Source organism: Azospirillum humicireducens, from assembly GCF_001639105.2.
Classification (GTDB): Bacteria; Pseudomonadota; Alphaproteobacteria; order Azospirillales; family Azospirillaceae; genus Azospirillum; species Azospirillum humicireducens.
This window is the reverse complement of record NZ_CP015285.1, coordinates 1,874,934-1,890,113: the sequence shown is the minus strand read 5'-3', so window position 1 is coordinate 1,890,113 and position 15,180 is coordinate 1,874,934. Positions and strand designations below refer to the sequence as shown.

Sequence of the window (15,180 nt, the reverse complement as noted above, 5' to 3'; positions counted from 1 at the left end):
GCCGCAAAATCAATCGGGCATTTCATTCGTCGTGCGGAGAGGGGCGGAACATCCGGTCGTCATGGGCCCAGTCGTCATAGGCCCAGTCGTCATAGGCATTGTCATCTTACCGTAACGTCCGGGCGCTATGGTGCCGTCTTGTGATGAGACCGCCGGGAAGGGTATGGCGACCATGAAGACCTCCGCTCCGCACATCGTGTCCGCGTTCGAGGACGCGCTGAAGCGGATGAAATCCGCCATCGTGCAGATGGCCGGCGCTGCGGAGACGCAGATCGACCAGGCAATGACCTGTCTGGCCCAGCGCAATCCCGATCTGGCGCGCGAAATCGTCGAGTCGGATGCGCGACTCGACTCCTTCGAGCACGACATCGAAGCGCACTGCATGCGCCTGCTGGCCCTGCGCCAGCCGGTTGCCGACGATCTGCGGGAAGTCGTGGCGGCGCTGAAGATCGCCGGCAATCTGGAGCGGATCGGCGACCATGCCGCCAACACGGCCAAGCGCGCGGCCGCCATCTTCAGCCTGGGCGACACTGCCTCCGTGTCGGGTCTCCCGCAGCTCGGCCGTCTGGTGCGGGAGCGGCTGAGCTCCGTGGTCGACGCCTATGTCGACAGCGACAGCGAGGCGGCCCTGCGCATCTGGCGCAGCGACGACGAGGTGGATGCGCTGTACACCAGCCTTGTTGCGGAAGTGGAACGGTCTGCCCTGGCGGCGCCGGACCGGTTCATGGCGCACATGCACCTGATGATGATCGCCAAGAACCTGGAACGCATCGGCGACCACGCCACCAACATCGCCGAGGTCGTGTATTTCGTCAGCACCGGCCAGACCCTGCTGGAGGAACGTCCGAAGGCGGACCATTCCTATGATCCCGCCGGCTGAGGTCCTGATCTGAGGCCAGGGGGCGTCGCCGCAAGGCGTAAGGCGATCGTTCGGCCTGGAGCCGGGCCGATGGGGGATGGTATTTCCGTTGCGGAGAGATCACGTTAACGGGATGCCGTTCCCTCCCGTAGACGAGACATAGCCTTCCTGATGACCGACGATCTGATCCGCCTCTATGCCGCCATCCTCGACCGCCAGCAGATGGACCCGGCGGAATCCAAGACCGCCCGGCTGATCGCCGCCGGTCCGAAGAAGATTGCCAAGAAGGTCGGCGAGGAGGCGGTGGAGGTGGCGCTGGACGCCATGAACGAGGATCGCCAGGGGGTCATCAACGAAAGTGCCGACCTGCTGTACAACCTGTCCGTCCTCTGGGCGACCCTGAACATCCACCCGGACGACGTGTTCGCCGAAATCCGGCGGCGCGAAGCGCTCTACGGCATCGCCGAGAAGCTGCCGAAAGCGGTCGCAGAGCGCTGAGTGTGTGCCGGGGGAGTCGATCCGGGCCAGTTCTTCAAGCCACGCCCAACCTCTTCAGCAGCGGCAGCCGCCGCTGCGCGAAGGCTGCATGCCGGCGGTCCAACTCCGCCCGGTTGGCCTCGTCGCCCTCGAATCGCTCACCGTCGCGGCCAAGCCTGAGTCCGTCGGCGGAGAGGTGGCGCCAGGCGAAGGCGGCAGGTTCCTCCTCCAACCGGGCGGCCAGCAGGAACAGCGCCTCGATCCTGGACACCGGAACCCCCGCCCCCAGAAGTGCCGAAGCGAGCTGACCCGGCGTGTCGCCGAAACGGTGGCGGTCCAGAACCGCGGCATTGAAGCGGTCGCTGGAGGCCTGGCGTTCGGACAATCCGTCTTCCGGCATGATCGGCGCCGCCAGAGACAGGCTGGTCAGCAGGGTCAGCGCACGCAGCACCGCCTCCTCGCCCTGCGCCGCCAGCGCCGGGCAGGCGAGCAAAGCGTCGAGGCTCTGCGGTCTTTCGGCCAGCGCCTCACCCAGCGGCCGATACAGCGCCCGCGGGAAGGGCAGGCGGCCCACGGGAGTGGAGGCGACCTCCGGCAGGTCGTCGGCGGCCACCAGAAGTGTGAAGCGCGTTCCACCCAGCAACATACGCCGTTCCGCCCGGCCCAGCCGTTCGCCGCCCTTCACGAACAGGTCACGGCGGAAGCTGCGGTTCGTCATCACGTCACGCAGGGTCTCCTCCTGTGCGGGATCCTGCGACTCCGCCGCCAGCGCCTGTTGGGCCGGGGACAGGCTGAGGTCGTGCAATTGCTCCATCGGCACGGCCGCGCCGGCGAATTCCAGCTTGGCGGCGGCCAGTTCGCGCGCCACGTCGGCATGGTAGAAGGCCGTCCAGTCGCCGTTCAGATATTCGTGGGCGATGTAGTTCGGCGATTTGTGGCGGAGTTGCTCGATCCGCTCCACCACGCCGTCGGTGGCTCCGAACCAGCCACCACCCTGCGCCGCCATCCGCGATGCGAACTCGACCGCCCGCGCGATCCGGTCGGGCAGGGGGCCGTCGCCGTCGGCGCAGCGTTCCACCAGCAGGCGGCGCAGCGGCATGTGGACCAGCGTGCCGGGCAGGGCATTGTAGCTGACGAACACGACTCCGCCCGGTGCCAGCCGGCGGCGCAACGTGTCGAGCAGGACCGCCCGGTTCTCGGCGCTCACCCAGGACCAGACCCCATGCAGGGCAACCACGTCCAGCATCGGCCCCTCGCGCCGCGCATACTCAGCGAAGCTCTCCTCCAGGAACGTGGCGTTGGCGAGCCCGGCATCGTCGGCCAGCCGCCGCACGCCGACGATGTGCGAGGGGTTGAAGTCCATCGCCTCGAACCGCGCCGCCGGAAGGGCGCCGGCCAGCAGTGCGCTGGTCAATCCGTGGCCGCATCCCGGTTCCGCCATGGTGAAGCAACCGCGACGCAGCGCCTCCGGCGGACGCCAACCGCGCAGCGTCAGGGCGAAGCAGAGCATGGCCGGCGACCAGTCGCGATAGACGGCGCGGATATAGTCGATGCCGCCGACATAGCCTTCGGTCCAGCCGCCCATCCTGATCCCCCGTTCCCGATACGCCGTTTCGACAGCGCCGGTGTAGCCGCCGGGGGCTGAGTCCGGCCACCGAAAAGCGCGCGCCAAAAAATTCACATGGGGTGCGATTTTGCTATCGACAGGTCAAATGGCCTTCGTTATAAACCGCGCCACACCGGCCGGGACAACGGCTTGGCCGGGGCGATGAACAGTCGGCTGGTTTCGGAAAAGATATCAGTCACGTTCGCCGCAGCAAGAGATGGGCGCATAGCTCAGTTGGTAGAGCAGCTGACTCTTAATCAGCGGGTCCAAGGTTCGAGTCCTTGTGCGCCCACCATCTCTTGAAAACTTCCTACGGATGGGCGCATAGCTCAGTTGGTAGAGCAGCTGACTCTTAATCAGCGGGTCCAAGGTTCGAGTCCTTGTGCGCCCACCATCCATAAGGGGCTGGAACCGAGCAGGTTCCGGCCCCTTTCCAGTTTTGGGCTTCTGTTGGATGGCGAGGCGTTTCGCGTGGCGCCCGCTCCCTAACCCTCACCCCACCGCCTGCGCCAGGAAATCCGCGGTCACCCGGTCCATCGTCGCCAGATGGGTATGGAACCAGTCGGGGAAATGCTCGGTCACATACAGGCGGGCGCGGTCCTCCTTGCCTTCTGCCAGTTCCGCTTCCATGGCTGCGACCACGTTCAGGACGCGGGCGTGCTCGTCCATGTGGCAATGCAGGGCGAAGAAGCCGTGCTGGGTCATCAGTGCGTTCTCGCGGGCGAAATGCTCGCGCAGATGCTTGGCGAAGGCGGCGAAGGGCGCCTGGAGTTCGCCGGCCGGTGCGGCGCAGGCCACCTGCAGCAGGGTGACGGAATCGACATGGTCGCGGTCCATGACCGCATGGCCGAGCATGGGGACATCGCTGGCGGGGACATCGCTGATGGCGGCGGCGGGCGTGGCGGTTGCAAGCATGGCGGGGCTTCCTGAAACGAAGATGGCCTTCGGAGACGACGCTCCGAAGGCCACCATACCCGCACGGCTGTCATGGTCTCTTGACGCCGATCAAGACACCCGGATCGTCAGCCCGTCGCCTCGCCGGCCTCCAACTCGTCGATGAAGCCGCGGATGACGCCGAGACCCTTCTGCCAGAAGGCCGGGTCGGAGGCATCCAACCCGAAGGGGGCCAGCAGTTCCTTGTGGCGCAGCGTGCCGCCGGCCGACAGCATTGCCAGATACTTCTCGGCGAAGCCCTTCTCCGCGTCCTGATAAACCGCGTAGAGCGAGTTCACCAGGCAGTCGCCGAAGGCATAGGCGTAGACATAGAAGGGCGAGTGGATGAAGTGCGGGATGTAGGACCAATAGTGCCGGTATCCCTCGTCGAAGCGCAGCGCCGGGCCGAGGCTTTCGGTCTGCACCGCCATCCAGATCTCGCCGATCCGGTCCGAGGTCAGTTCGCCCTCGCGCCGCTCGGTATGGACGCGGCGTTCGAAATCGAAGAAGGCGATCTGGCGGACCACCGTGTTCAGCATGTCCTCGACCTTGCCGGCCAGCATGATGCGGCGGCGCTTCGGATCGGTCTCCGCCGCCAGCAGGGCGCGGAAGGTCAGCATCTCGCCGAAAACCGACGCGGTTTCCGCCAGCGTCAGCGGGGTGTCCGACAGGAAATGCCCCTGCTTGCCGGCCAGGATCTGGTGGACGCCATGCCCCAACTCATGGGCCAGAGTCATCACGTCGCGGGTCTTGCCCTGATAGTTGACCAGCAGATAGGGATGGACGCTGGGCACGGTCGGGTGGGCAAAGGCACCCGGCGCCTTGCCGGGGCGGACCGGCGCGTCGATCCAGGGATTGTCGAAGAAGCGCTTGCCCAGGCTGGCGAGGTCGGGGGAGAAGCGGCCATAGGCGCCGAGCACGATGTCGCGCGCCTCCTCCCACGGGATGCTGCGGTCGGCATCCTCCGGCAGGGGGGCGTTGCGGTCCCAGTAATCCAGATGGTCCTGGCCGAACCATTTGGCCTTCATCGCATAATAGCGGTGGGACAGGTCCGGATAGGCGCCCTTGACGGCGGAGACCAGCGCGTCGACGACTTCATCCTCGACCCGGTTGGACAGGTTGCGGGCGGAGGTCGGCGTCGGGTAGTTGCGCCAGTCGTCCTCGATCTCCTTGTCCTTGGCCAGCGTGTTGGTGACCAGCGCGAACAGCCGCGCATTCTCGCCCAGCACCTTGCCCACCACCTCGCCGGCCTCGCGGCGGATCGCGGGGTTGCGGTCGGACAGGCGGTTCAGCGCCTCCGCACAGGTCAGGTCCTTTCCACCCATGGGGAAGCGCAGGCTGGCGATGGTCTCGTCGAACAGGCGGTTCCAGGCGGCGCGGCCGACGACATGCTTTTCGTGCAGCAGCCGCTCGATCTCATCGGACAGCTGGTGGTCGCGGTAAAGGCGGACGTCGCGCAGCCACGGCTCGTAATGGCGCAGCGCCAGGGACGCCGTCTGCTTGGCCGCCAGATCGGCCTCGTCCAGGCGGTTGATCTCCAGCGTGAAGAAGATCAGGTGGGCGGAGATGTCGTTCACCCGCTCCTGTGCGGACTGATAGAACTTGGCGATGGTCGGGTCGACCATGTTGCCGTTGTAGACCAGCCCGGCATAGGACATGACGCGCGACAGCGTCTCGTCGATCTCTTCATAGCTGCGGATCGCGGCGGCCAGATCGTCGCCCTTCAGCGCGGCCAGCTTGCCGGCGTAGCGTTCGCGGAAAGCCTTGCACTCCCGCTCCATCCGGTCGAGGTCGGCCTTCAGCTCCGGCGAGTCCATGCCGGGATACAGGTCGCTCAGGTCCCAGGTGGGAAGCGCACCCAGTTCGGGGGTGTCGTTTGCGGCCATGGCGGCGCTGCTGGTCATCGAATCCCTCCAGAGATTGGTTGGATCCATATAAGCGCGCACGCGCCGCGGGCAAAGTCCTCATGCGGAGTCCTGCAGCGCCCGCCGGCCGGCGCGCAGCACGGCACGCGACAGCTCGGCCAGCGCGGTTCCGGCGATGCGGCTCTGCTGCCAATGGAGCGGCACGTCCAACGGATGGCCCGGCACCAGCTCCACCAGCCGGCCGGCGGCGAGATGGTCGGCCACCAGCGGGTCGGGATTCATGCCCCATCCCAGCCCGGCCAGCGCCCCGTCGACGAAGGCGTGGGTGGAGGGCAGCCAATGGGTGGGCGGAGTCGGCGTTTGCGAATCGCGGTCGCCCAGCACCGTGCGCAGCCATTGCGCCTGCAGCCGGTCCTTGCGGTTGAAGGTCAGGCAGGGCGCGCGGGACAGGGCGTCGGCCGTCACGCCGTCCGGAAAATGACGGCGCATGTAGTCGGGGCTTGCGGTGGCGCGGTAGCGCAGCGCGCCCAGCGGATGGCTGTTGCAGCCGGGGACCGGTGCCGCGCTGGCGGTGACGGCGGCCAGCACCTCGCCCTTGCGCAGCCATTCGGCGCTGTGGTCCTGGTCGTCCAGAACCAGATCGAACAGGCAATCGGGCAGTTCGGCCATCGCCGCGACGAACCAGGTGGCGAGGCTGTCGGCGTTCACCGCGATGCGCAGGGTGGTCGGCCCCTCCGCCGGACTCAGTCCGGGCAGGGCGCCGCGCAGTTCGCTTTCCAGCAGGGCAACCCGCTCCACATGCTGGCACAGGCGTTGGCCGGCGGCCGTCCCGGTGCAGGGTTGCCCGCGGACCACCAGGACGCTGCCCAACCGTTCCTCCAGCAGCTTGACCCGCTGCGACACCGCCGACGGCGTGACGTGCAATTGCTGGGCGGCGCGTTCGAAGCTGCCGGTGCGGATCACGGCGGCCAGTGCCGCCAGCAGCGGATAGTCCAGCATGGATTAGCTCTGCTTAATCTAGGCAAGGAGTGTTAAGTAGGGCAAGGGGCGGCCCGATGGTAGCGGATTGGCATCCACCGACTCCGGAACCGTGCCATGACCGACCCCTTCGCCGCCTCCCTGCAGCCCTCCGCCCTGCTCACCGCCTTTCTGCCGGGCCTGTTCCTGGGCTTCAGCCTGATCGTCGCCATCGGGGCGCAGAACGCCTTCGTGCTGCGCCAGGGCCTGCGCAACGAGCATGTGCTGGCGATCTGCGCCACCTGTGCCCTGTCCGACGCGGTGCTGATCCTGATCGGGGTGAACGGGTTCGCCACGGCCGGCGCGCGTTGGCCATGGCTGGAGCCGCTGATGCGCTATGCCGGAGCGGCGTTCCTGCTGGTCTATGGCCTGCGCAGCGCCAGGTCGGCCCTGCGCAGCGGAACCGGGCTGACGCCGGCTGACCGGGAGTCGGCGGGGCTGCTGCCGGCGCTGCTGACCTGTCTGGCGCTGACCTGGCTGAACCCGCATGTCTATCTGGACACGGTGGTGCTGGTCGGCTCCGTTTCCGCCCGCTTCGCCGACGCGCGGGGAGCCTTCGCGCTGGGGGCGATGACGGCGTCCTTCCTGTTCTTCTTCGCGCTCGGCTATGGCGCCCGCCTGCTGCGCCCGCTGTTCGCCCGGCCGGCGTCCTGGCGGGTGATGGACGGCGTCATCGCCCTGGTGATGTGGGCCATCGCCGCCGGATTGCTGATCGGTTAGCGGCGGGCGAACAGGGCCTCGTCCTCGCAGAACAGCAGCGACCGGTGCAGCGCGGTCCCGGCCATCGTGCCGGCACCGACGGCCAGCGCCACCGATCCCGCCGCCCGTGCCGCGTCGCCGCAGGCGAAGACGCCGGGGACGCTGGTCTCCTGCATCGCATCGACCCGGATGTGGGTGCCGAGCGGCCCGTCCTCGGTTGCGCATCCCAGCTGGGCGGCGAGTGGACTTCCGATGCGGCTTCGCGGCAGCACGAACAGGCCGGCGAAGGGCAGAACCCGCCCGTCGGTAAGCCTGACCTCCGCCGGATCGCCGGCGATCCCGGTGATGCTGCCGGTCTCGACGGCGACTCCGCGCCGCGCCAGATGGGCCGACTGGTCGGCGTCGGGCTCGAACGTCCCGTTCAGAAGCAGTGTCGTCGGTCCCCAGTCCGGCAGCATCAGAGCATGGTGCATCGACTGTCCGGATACGGCGATGACGCCGATCCGCCCCTGCATCAGTTCGTAGCCGTGGCAGTAGGGGCAATGGAAGACGGAGCGGCCCCAACGGTCCTGCAGGCCGGGGATCGCCGGCAACTCGTCGACCACGCCGACGGCCAGCAGCAGCCGGCGTGCCCGGTGTCCGATGCCGTCCGAATCGATGATCTGAAATCCCCCGGTCGTCCGTGCGGCATCCTCGGCCCTGCCGGTCTTCCAGGTGACAGTTGGGTAACGCATCAGCTGTCCGCGGGCCTCGGCGGCGATGTCTCCCGGCGGACGGCCGTCCTGGCCGAGGAAGCCGTGCGAGTGGGCGGCGAAGCGGTTGCGCCGCACCCCCTCGTCGATCACCAGCACCCGACGCCGGGCGCGGACCAGCTGAAGCGCGGCGGCGATGCCGGCATAGCTGCCGCCGATGACGATGGCGTCGTAGGTCGTCCTGTCGTTTCCGTTCATGACCGTGCCTTTCCTCGCATTGGCCGGGCGCACCGTCCGCGCCCAGTCACGACACACGATAAGTTACATGAAAGGCTGCGGTCAATGTGCCATGTAACTTCTGAAGTGGCCTGATTTGACCGGCCACCCGACGCGTCACTGGAAGGAACCGAGCAGCGATGCGACAGGACAGCCGCCTTTCCCGCATGCTGCATGTGCTGATCCACATGGACCGGCATGAGGGCGCCCTGACGTCGGAGGCGATCGCCGTGATGCTGAACACGAATCCGGTGGTCATCCGCCGGACCATGGCGGGGCTGCGCGATGCCGGCCATGTCCGGTCGGAAAAGGGCCATGGCGGCGGCTGGCGGCTGGCGCAGCCGCTTGGCGCGATCACCCTGCTCGATATCCACCGCGCATTGGGGGAACCGGGGATCTTCGCCATCGGCCCGACGGCGGACGAGCCGAGCTGTCTGGTGGAGCAGGCCGTCAATGCCGCCCTGGACGGGGCGCTGCGCGAGGCCGAGGCGGTTCTTGTCCGCCACCTGGGCCAGGTGACGCTTGCCGACCTCGCCGCCGATTTCGACAGGCGGATGACGGCGCTGGGGAAACGGTGAGCCTGGTTCCTACGCCCTTCCAGGCATTTCCGACTCCTGCGCCCGCCGGATCGCCGCCTCGACGCATTGCAGGTGCAGTTTCTTGCGGGCGAGCTGGCGGGCGCGGCGTTCCTCCAGGTCGGTGGTCGCCATCGCTTCGATGCTGCAGCCGCGCCAGCCATTGGCGTCCAGCGCGCGGGCGACCTCCGCATAGCCGAAATAGCCCTTCTCCGGCTGCTCCCACGGTGCGCGGAAGTCGGCTCGGCGCAGGACGAAGCGGTTGGACTGGCTGCCGCCGCCCAGGTTGGTGAGGCGGGCCACGATCAGGCGCTCGCCGTTGCCGTGGACGACGGTCAGGATCGGGCGAATCCCGGTGATGGGTGGATCGATGGCCATGATCCATGCATAACGGTCCGGGGGCGTCCTGACCAGTGCATCGCTGATCCTCGCACCACCCGCCTGACTTGACGCGCCATCCCTCACCCGAACGGAGACTCGCCGATGCGTCCCGTCCCGATTCTGCCGTCCGTTCTTCTCCCGCTCCTGCTGCTGAGCGTGCCGGCCGCGGCACAGCTGGCCCCCACGCAGCCCGCCTTCGCTCCGGCCGCGGCTCCGCTCGCGTGCGAAGCCTATTCCGCCGCCCCGATGATCGAGGCGCAGCTGTTCTTCGGCCGCAACATCGGTGCGGATGTCGGTGTCAGCGAGCGCGACTGGGCCGATTTCCTGGATGGGGAGGTGACGCCGCGCTTTCCCAACGGCCTGACCGTCATCGACGCCTCCGGCCATTGGCGCGACAGCGAGTCCGGCCGGCTGATCCGGGAGCCGAGCAAGGTGCTGACCCTGCTGGCCGAAGGAGGACCGGCGACGCTGTCGCTCATCCGCGAAATCGTCGAATCGTACAAGGAGCGTTTCCACCAGCAGTCGGTCGGACTCGCCATAAGGCCGGTCTGCGTATCCTTTTGAATTCCAGGTTTCGGAACGGCGTTTCACGAACGGGGAATGCGACAGCTCGCCGCACCCCCGACCTTCAGACATTTGCCTGCACTTATGCTTTTGTCGCAGATTGTGGAGGCTGCGGAACTGATCGTTTCGCGGCCGAGAGGAAATGCGCACCGAATAGTACCAAAATAGAATGAGGGACGCCCTGCCATGAGCCCGACCGCCAGCACCACGACTGCAGAGCTTTTCGACCAGATGCATGCCCGTTCCCTGTCGGACCCTGCCGGGTTCTGGGGCGAGGCGGCGAAGGACATCTCCTGGTTCAAGCCGTGGGACAAGGTGCTGGACGACAGCAACGCGCCCTTCTACCGCTGGTTCACCGGCGGCGAGCTGAACACCTGCTACAACGCGGTGGACCGCCATGTGGAAGACGGGCGCGGCGCCCAGGCGGCGATCATCTATGACAGCCCGGTCACCCAGACCGTCCAGACCATCACCTATGCCGAACTGCAGGACCAGGTCGCCCGCTTCGCCGGCGCGCTGCGCGCCCAGGGCGTGGAGAAGGGCGACCGCGTCCTCCTCTACATGCCGATGATCCCGCAATCGGTCGTCGCCATGCTGGCCTGCGCCCGTCTGGGTGCCGTCCATTCCGTGGTGTTCGGCGGCTTCGCCCCGCATGAGCTGGCGACCCGCATCGACGACGCCAAACCGAAGGCCATCGTCTCGGCCTCCTGCGGCATCGAGCCGAACCGCATCGTCAAGTACAAGCCGATGCTGGACGCCGCCATCGAACAGTCGGCGCACAAGCCCGCCAGCGTCATCGTCTGGCAGCGCCCGCAGGAGACCGCGACGCTGATCGCCGGCCGCGACGTCGACTGGATGGAAGCCGTGGCGAAGGCCGAGCCGGCGGAATGCGTGCCCGTCAAGGCCACCGATCCACTCTACATCCTCTACACCTCCGGCACGACCGGCCAGCCCAAGGGCGTGGTGCGCGACAATGGCGGCCATGCGGTGGCGCTGCGCTGGACCATGACCAACATCTACAACGTCAAGCCCGGCGAAGTGTATTGGGCGGCGTCGGACGTGGGCTGGGTCGTCGGCCATTCCTACATCGTGTATGCGCCGCTGCTGACCGGCTGCACCACTGTGGTGTTCGAAGGCAAGCCGGTCGGCACCCCCGATCCCGGCACCTTCTGGCGCGTGATCGAGCAGCACAAGATCGGCACGCTGTTCACCGCCCCCACCGCCTTCCGCGCCATCAAGCGCGAGGATCCGGACGCCAATCACCTGAAGAAGTACGACCTGTCGCATTTCCGCGCCCTGTTCCTGGCCGGCGAACGGTCGGATCCGGACACCCTGCACTGGGCGGAGGACAATCTGAAGGTTCCGGTGATCGACCACTGGTGGCAGACGGAGACCGGCTGGGCGATCTCCGGCAACCCGCTGGGCGTTCACCTGTTCCCGATCAAGTACGGCTCAGCCACCCGTCCGATGCCGGGCTGGGACGTGCGGGTTCTGAACGCCGAGCTGAAGGAGGTTCCGCGCGGCGACATCGGCGCCATCTGCGTCAAGCTGCCGCTTCCTCCCGGCACGCTGCCGACCTTGTGGAACGCCGACGAGCGCTTCAAGAAGTCCTACCTCGCCGATTACCCCGGCTATTACCAGACCGGCGATGCCGGCTTCATCGACGATGACGGCTATGTCTATGTCATGGCCCGCACCGACGACATCATCAACGTCGCTGGCCACCGCCTGTCCACCGGCGCCATGGAAGAGGTTCTGTCGAGCCACAAGGACGTCGCCGAATGCGCGGTGATCGGCGTCGCCGACGACCTGAAGGGGCAGGTGCCGCTTGGCTTCGTCTGCCTGAAGGCCGGAGTCACCCGCCCGCATGAGGAGATCGTCAAGGAGGTTGTCCAGCTGGTGCGCGAGCAGATCGGGCCGGTCGCCGACTTCAAGCGGGCCCTGGTGGTCGACCGCCTGCCGAAGACCCGGTCGGGCAAGATCCTGCGCGGCACCATGCAGAAGATCGCCGACAGCCAGGACTACAAGATGCCGGCGACCATCGACGATCCGGGCATCCTGCCGGAAATCGCCGACGCGCTGAAGACTCTGGGCTACGCCAAGACCAGCAGCACGCCGGCCTGATTGGGTGGACAGGGGAAGGGCGGCTTACGGGCCGCCCTTTCTCATTCCAGGGCCTCAGCCGGAAACGACCGACAGGTTCTCCGGCTCCTCGCTGCCGAGGTCGAGCAGCGGCAGGAAACTCGCCGGCTCCTGCGCGCCGGACAGCGCGTAGCGGCGGTTGAAGATATAGCAGGGCACGGCCTGCAGCCCCATCTGGCGGGCCAGTGCGTCGGCGGCATGCACGGAAGCCGATTCGGCGTCGGTGGACAGCTGGCGCCGTGTCTCGGCGAAATCCAATCCCAGCCCGGCGGCGACGCTTGCCAGCGCATCGCGGTCGCCGATGTCGACCCCCTCGACGAAATAGGCGGTGAACAGCGCATCGGCCATGGCGTTGCCCATCCCCTGGCGCCCGGCGATCCGGACCAGTCGGTGCGCGTCGAAGCTGTTGGGCGTTCGCCGGATGCGGTCGAGCGCCAGCGGCAGCCCGTCGCGCGCCGCCGTATCCTCCACCACCCGGTGAATCTGCCGGGCCCGTTCGCCGCCGCCGAACTTGGCGGCCAGATAATCGTCGCGCGACATCCCGCTCCCCGGCATGTCCGGGTTCAACTGGAACGGTTGCCAGCGGAGTTCCGGGCGCAGGCCCGGCCGCTGCATCAGCGCGCGGTCTAGCCGACGTTTGCCGATGTAGCACCAGGGGCAGATCAGGTCGGCGAAGGTTTCGATCAGCATCCCGCCACTATCCGCGCCTCTCCGGCCGGCGGCAACCGCTTCTTCGATCCCTTCCGCAAAGCGCAAAGGGAGCTGCAACCGTTTGTTAACCGAGTTGGTCCGACAGTCCAGCGTGGCTCCGGCGGTCCCGACGCGGCTGGCGGACATATCCCGGTGGACGGATCCCGATGAGCAATTCCTACGTCGACGGCAAGGTCCGCGAAGCGATCCTGGCGGCCAAGGGCAGCCGGATGAACGCACAGAAGATCCTGATGGCCTGGGCCGTCGAGGATCCCGACCTGCTGCGCGGGATCGCCCAGCCCTTCCTGAAGGCCATCGCCGCCGCCGCGATCGAGCGTGCCGGCCGTCCGCCCAGCCGAAGCCCGGCTGCGCGTCCGGCTGCCGGCGGTGGCACAGGGGGAGGGCGGCCGTCCGCCTCAGGCCTCAGCCGGGACGCGCTTGAGAATCTGCTGAACCAGCTGGGCCGCGATTCAGGAGACCCGGTTCCCCAGCGCGCAGCCCCCGCCGGCAAGGCCGCCGCGGTGAAGGGCGCCACCGTTCATGAAGCTCCGGCCGGCGGTCCTTCGCACGAGAAGGCGATGATGGCCATCGCCAAGGCCTTCGTCGCCAAGAAGGTGCGCTGAGGTCCCTCAGGTCCCGTTGTTCGCCATATAGGGCGTGGCGTCGTCGAACCAGCCCTTTTTGCGCGGCACCGTCCGGACGTCCGGCGGCGGGCTGGCGAGTGCGGTGTTGCCATTGCGGTAGGGGTCGGGGATATGGTGGCACTCGACATCGGCCAGCGTGCGGTAGCAATAGACCCGCGAGCGGTCGATCTCGACCTTGTCCGGACAGTAATCGCCGCTCTGCTCAAAGCTGATGATCGAACAGTCGCGTCCGGTCGCGGCCGACACCAGATGATCGCCGATGGTCTTCCTGGTGGCGTTGAGCGTCACCACATCGGCGCCGGCTGCCGCCAGCCCGAGCGGCGAGGTGCAGCCGGCCAACGCCATCGTCGATGCCGCCACTGCAATGGCCAGCCACCTCCGCATCGCTGCCGTCCGTTCCGTCCCCATCGTCATCCGGCCCCTGTTGCCATGTGCACACCGGCCCCGATCCGCCGCATCCCGCAATTGCGCGCGACCGCAGTTAACAAGCGGTGAATTCACCCATACGGCTCGACCTTGGCAGCTCTCAGCGCGCCAGCGCACAGATGCGCGACCGGCACTGTACGACGACGAAGGCGTCCTTGTCCTCGCTGCAGCCGATCTTGAAGGTCGTCGACCCCTCGCGCCCGACGGTATAGCGCAGCACCTCGACCTTGGCCGGGGTGCAGTTGCCCATCGATTTGGCGATTTCCTTCGCCTCGGCCTGTGCGGCGGAGACGTTCGAGGCGGCCAGCGACGGTCCTGACGCCATGACGATGCCGGCGGTCAGCAGACGGACGATGGGACGGCTGCGGGATGGAACAGGGAACGGCATGGCCGGATTATCGCATGGGGTGGACCGGAAGCGGAAGAGGTGCCTCCGAAATGTCGCAGCGTGCGATTCCCGCCGCTCCGCCGCAGCGAACCTGCTATTCTGCGCATTCAAGCCAAGCAAGGGCGGCCGATGGCCGGCCGCATAAATTCACGGGCTGGGGAAACGCATGACATCGAACGACCGGCGGCTCGGCGACCGCATCCTCGCCGCACTCGAACTGGCGCTCGAACAAAAGCATCTGGACGTTGCCGAGCATCTGGCCCGCGCCCTGGAAGAAACGCTGACCCGCTTCGGCGGCCCCGATGCCGTCGATCACCGTGAGCTGTCGGCGGGCATGATCCAGGGCTTCGACCGCCTGGAAGCCCTGCGCCGGGAAGCGCATCGCCTGCCTTGAGCCGGGTGGCGGAACCGCCTGAATTCGAGACGCCGGCTCGACATTAATTTTTTGCAATTTGGTGGTTGACAGGCAGCCTCCCAGGCGACTACAAACCGCCCACCGAACGACAGGGCCTCGACAGCCCGGCGGAAAACGGTAGGCGGTTCAAAGCGTTGTCTTTAGAACTTGCCGATGTTGAAGCCAAGTCGCTCAGCGCGGGTGTAGCTCAGTTGGTTAGAGCGCCGGCCTGTCACGCCGGAGGCCGCGGGTTCAAGTCCCGTCACTCGCGCCACTTCTTCTTTGAAAAATTCTGTCATTCGCCAGTATGGCCCAAGGACTCGCCGATCGCGGGTCCTTTTTTGCATGCGAATAGTCTCCCCTTTGTCCGTTTTTAAAAACGTGGTATTACCAAGTTCTGGCGCAGGGGACGGCTTGTCCTTCCGCGTAGTGAAAAGCGATTCAAAGCGCTTTCCTTGCCCACGGTCTCGGCATATATTCCGGCCCGTCTGATGGGCTAATCCAAGGCATGGCTGCCACGGCTTTGCGCTTCCGCCGATTTCCGGCTGGAAC

17 protein-coding genes and 3 tRNA genes are annotated in these 15,180 nt (G+C 67.0%); 11 read left to right on the top strand and 9 right to left on the bottom strand.

The window, feature by feature from the left end:
* The first annotated feature begins 172 nt into the window (after positions 1 to 172).
* Positions 173 to 880 carry a phosphate signaling complex protein PhoU gene (gene phoU / locus A6A40_RS08740; protein ID WP_063636186.1) on the top strand — a complete coding sequence of 236 codons (708 nt, stop codon included), beginning with the start codon at positions 173 to 175 and terminating at the stop codon, positions 878 to 880.
* 150 nt (positions 881 to 1,030) lie between these two features.
* Positions 1,031 to 1,357 carry a phosphoribosyl-ATP diphosphatase gene (hisE, locus tag A6A40_RS08735; protein ID WP_063635056.1) on the top strand — a complete coding sequence of 109 codons (327 nt, stop codon included), beginning with the start codon at positions 1,031 to 1,033 and terminating at the stop codon, positions 1,355 to 1,357.
* A 34-nt stretch (positions 1,358 to 1,391) separates the two neighbouring features.
* On the opposite strand, the gene A6A40_RS08730 is transcribed toward hisE, so the two are convergent.
* Positions 1,392 to 2,921, bottom strand: a complete 1,530-nt coding sequence (locus tag A6A40_RS08730; RefSeq protein WP_063635055.1) for a class I SAM-dependent methyltransferase — start codon at positions 2,919 to 2,921, stop codon at positions 1,392 to 1,394.
* Positions 2,922 to 3,161: 240 nt separating this feature from the next.
* On the opposite strand from A6A40_RS08730, the gene A6A40_RS08725 reads away from it, so the two are divergent.
* Both A6A40_RS08725 and A6A40_RS08720 read left to right on the top strand, forming a co-directional pair.
* Positions 3,162 to 3,237: transfer RNA gene (locus A6A40_RS08725), tRNA-Lys, on the top strand.
* A 23-nt stretch (positions 3,238 to 3,260) separates the two neighbouring features.
* A tRNA-Lys gene (locus A6A40_RS08720) sits at positions 3,261 to 3,336 on the top strand.
* Positions 3,337 to 3,434: 98 nt separating this feature from the next.
* Here A6A40_RS08720 and A6A40_RS08715 read toward each other — a convergent pair.
* The 3 genes from A6A40_RS08715 to A6A40_RS08705 all read right to left on the bottom strand — a co-directional run bounded on the left by A6A40_RS08715 (position 3,435) and on the right by A6A40_RS08705 (position 6,739).
* Positions 3,435 to 3,857: a bacteriohemerythrin gene (locus A6A40_RS08715; protein WP_063635054.1), complete on the bottom strand. Its 423-nt coding sequence runs from the start codon at positions 3,855 to 3,857 to the stop codon at positions 3,435 to 3,437.
* Positions 3,858 to 3,964: 107 nt separating this feature from the next.
* Positions 3,965 to 5,779, bottom strand: a complete 1,815-nt coding sequence (locus A6A40_RS08710; protein ID WP_063635053.1) for a M3 family oligoendopeptidase — start codon at positions 5,777 to 5,779, stop codon at positions 3,965 to 3,967.
* Positions 5,780 to 5,839: 60 nt separating this feature from the next.
* Entirely contained in the window at positions 5,840 to 6,739 is a 900-nt protein-coding gene (locus A6A40_RS08705; RefSeq protein WP_063635052.1) for a LysR family transcriptional regulator ArgP, read from the bottom strand.
* Positions 6,740 to 6,835: 96 nt separating this feature from the next.
* On the opposite strand from A6A40_RS08705, the gene A6A40_RS08700 reads away from it, so the two are divergent.
* Positions 6,836 to 7,477 (top strand): LysE/ArgO family amino acid transporter, encoded by a 642-nt coding sequence (locus tag A6A40_RS08700; protein WP_063635051.1) that lies wholly within the window; start codon positions 6,836 to 6,838, stop codon positions 7,475 to 7,477.
* Here the strand turns inward: A6A40_RS08700 and A6A40_RS08695 are convergent.
* The gene (locus tag A6A40_RS08695; RefSeq protein ID WP_063635050.1) at positions 7,474 to 8,406 is read right to left on the bottom strand and encodes an NAD(P)/FAD-dependent oxidoreductase; all 933 of its coding nucleotides are present in this window, start codon (positions 8,404 to 8,406) and stop codon (positions 7,474 to 7,476) included. The two genes, A6A40_RS08700 and A6A40_RS08695, sit on opposite strands and share 4 nt — an antisense overlap.
* Before the next feature lie 158 nt (positions 8,407 to 8,564).
* Between A6A40_RS08695 and A6A40_RS08690 the strand changes: the two genes are divergently transcribed.
* Positions 8,565 to 9,002 (top strand): Rrf2 family transcriptional regulator, encoded by a 438-nt coding sequence (locus A6A40_RS08690; RefSeq protein WP_063635049.1) that lies wholly within the window; start codon positions 8,565 to 8,567, stop codon positions 9,000 to 9,002.
* 9 nt (positions 9,003 to 9,011) lie between these two features.
* Here the strand turns inward: A6A40_RS08690 and A6A40_RS08685 are convergent, their stop codons facing one another.
* Entirely contained in the window at positions 9,012 to 9,377 is a 366-nt protein-coding gene (locus A6A40_RS08685) for a hypothetical protein (RefSeq protein WP_063635048.1), read from the bottom strand.
* Positions 9,378 to 9,482: 105 nt separating this feature from the next.
* On the opposite strand from A6A40_RS08685, the gene A6A40_RS08680 reads away from it, so the two are divergent.
* Both A6A40_RS08680 and A6A40_RS08675 read left to right on the top strand, forming a co-directional pair.
* Positions 9,483 to 9,944 (top strand): DUF3574 domain-containing protein, encoded by a 462-nt coding sequence (locus A6A40_RS08680; protein WP_063635047.1) that lies wholly within the window; start codon positions 9,483 to 9,485, stop codon positions 9,942 to 9,944.
* Between the two features lie 186 nt (positions 9,945 to 10,130).
* Positions 10,131 to 12,068 carry a propionyl-CoA synthetase gene (locus tag A6A40_RS08675; RefSeq protein ID WP_063635046.1) on the top strand — a complete coding sequence of 646 codons (1,938 nt, stop codon included), beginning with the start codon at positions 10,131 to 10,133 and terminating at the stop codon, positions 12,066 to 12,068.
* A 54-nt stretch (positions 12,069 to 12,122) separates the two neighbouring features.
* On the opposite strand, the gene A6A40_RS08670 is transcribed toward A6A40_RS08675, so the two are convergent.
* The gene (locus tag A6A40_RS08670) at positions 12,123 to 12,776 is read right to left on the bottom strand and encodes a DsbA family oxidoreductase (RefSeq protein WP_063635045.1); all 654 of its coding nucleotides are present in this window, start codon (positions 12,774 to 12,776) and stop codon (positions 12,123 to 12,125) included.
* A 167-nt stretch (positions 12,777 to 12,943) separates the two neighbouring features.
* On the opposite strand from A6A40_RS08670, the gene A6A40_RS08665 reads away from it, so the two are divergent.
* Entirely contained in the window at positions 12,944 to 13,399 is a 456-nt protein-coding gene (locus A6A40_RS08665) for a hypothetical protein (protein ID WP_063635044.1), read from the top strand.
* Positions 13,400 to 13,405: 6 nt separating this feature from the next.
* On the opposite strand, the gene A6A40_RS08660 is transcribed toward A6A40_RS08665, so the two are convergent.
* Complete coding sequence (locus tag A6A40_RS08660) at positions 13,406 to 13,804, bottom strand: hypothetical protein (RefSeq protein ID WP_236783615.1); 399 nt, start codon at positions 13,802 to 13,804, stop codon at positions 13,406 to 13,408.
* Between the two features lie 142 nt (positions 13,805 to 13,946).
* Positions 13,947 to 14,234, bottom strand: a complete 288-nt coding sequence (locus A6A40_RS08655; RefSeq protein ID WP_236783614.1) for a hypothetical protein — start codon at positions 14,232 to 14,234, stop codon at positions 13,947 to 13,949.
* A gap of 166 nt (positions 14,235 to 14,400) precedes the next feature.
* On the opposite strand from A6A40_RS08655, the gene A6A40_RS08650 reads away from it, so the two are divergent.
* Together A6A40_RS08650 and A6A40_RS08645 are read left to right on the top strand one after the other, a co-directional pair.
* Complete coding sequence (locus tag A6A40_RS08650; protein ID WP_063635043.1) at positions 14,401 to 14,628, top strand: hypothetical protein; 228 nt, start codon at positions 14,401 to 14,403, stop codon at positions 14,626 to 14,628.
* Positions 14,629 to 14,825: 197 nt separating this feature from the next.
* Positions 14,826 to 14,902 (top strand) — tRNA-Asp (locus A6A40_RS08645).
* The last annotated feature ends 278 nt before the right edge of the window (positions 14,903 to 15,180 follow it).

Excerpts from the sequence above, each read along its gene's own strand:
- A6A40_RS08695 (WP_063635050.1), bottom strand. The coding sequence starts at position 8,406 with ATGAACGGAAACGACAGGACGACCTACGACGCCATCGTCATCGGCGGC.
- hisE (WP_063635056.1), top strand. The coding sequence starts at position 1,031 with ATGACCGACGATCTGATCCGCCTCTATGCCGCCATCCTCGACCGCCAG.
- phoU (WP_063636186.1), top strand. The coding sequence starts at position 173 with ATGAAGACCTCCGCTCCGCACATCGTGTCCGCGTTCGAGGACGCGCTG.
- A6A40_RS08700 (WP_063635051.1), top strand. The coding sequence starts at position 6,836 with ATGACCGACCCCTTCGCCGCCTCCCTGCAGCCCTCCGCCCTGCTCACC.
- A6A40_RS08730 (WP_063635055.1), bottom strand. The coding sequence starts at position 2,921 with ATGGGCGGCTGGACCGAAGGCTATGTCGGCGGCATCGACTATATCCGC.
- A6A40_RS08685 (WP_063635048.1), bottom strand. The coding sequence starts at position 9,377 with ATGGCCATCGATCCACCCATCACCGGGATTCGCCCGATCCTGACCGTC.
- A6A40_RS08660 (WP_236783615.1), bottom strand. The coding sequence starts at position 13,804 with ATGCGGAGGTGGCTGGCCATTGCAGTGGCGGCATCGACGATGGCGTTG.
- A6A40_RS08650 (WP_063635043.1), top strand. The coding sequence starts at position 14,401 with ATGACATCGAACGACCGGCGGCTCGGCGACCGCATCCTCGCCGCACTC.
- A6A40_RS08680 (WP_063635047.1), top strand. The coding sequence starts at position 9,483 with ATGCGTCCCGTCCCGATTCTGCCGTCCGTTCTTCTCCCGCTCCTGCTG.
- A6A40_RS08670 (WP_063635045.1), bottom strand. The coding sequence starts at position 12,776 with ATGCTGATCGAAACCTTCGCCGACCTGATCTGCCCCTGGTGCTACATC.
- A6A40_RS08655 (WP_236783614.1), bottom strand. The coding sequence starts at position 14,234 with ATGCCGTTCCCTGTTCCATCCCGCAGCCGTCCCATCGTCCGTCTGCTG.
- A6A40_RS08665 (WP_063635044.1), top strand. The coding sequence starts at position 12,944 with ATGAGCAATTCCTACGTCGACGGCAAGGTCCGCGAAGCGATCCTGGCG.
- A6A40_RS08705 (WP_063635052.1), bottom strand. The coding sequence starts at position 6,739 with ATGCTGGACTATCCGCTGCTGGCGGCACTGGCCGCCGTGATCCGCACC.
- A6A40_RS08710 (WP_063635053.1), bottom strand. The coding sequence starts at position 5,779 with ATGACCAGCAGCGCCGCCATGGCCGCAAACGACACCCCCGAACTGGGT.
- A6A40_RS08675 (WP_063635046.1), top strand. The coding sequence starts at position 10,131 with ATGAGCCCGACCGCCAGCACCACGACTGCAGAGCTTTTCGACCAGATG.
- A6A40_RS08715 (WP_063635054.1), bottom strand. The coding sequence starts at position 3,857 with ATGCTTGCAACCGCCACGCCCGCCGCCGCCATCAGCGATGTCCCCGCC.
- A6A40_RS08690 (WP_063635049.1), top strand. The coding sequence starts at position 8,565 with ATGCGACAGGACAGCCGCCTTTCCCGCATGCTGCATGTGCTGATCCAC.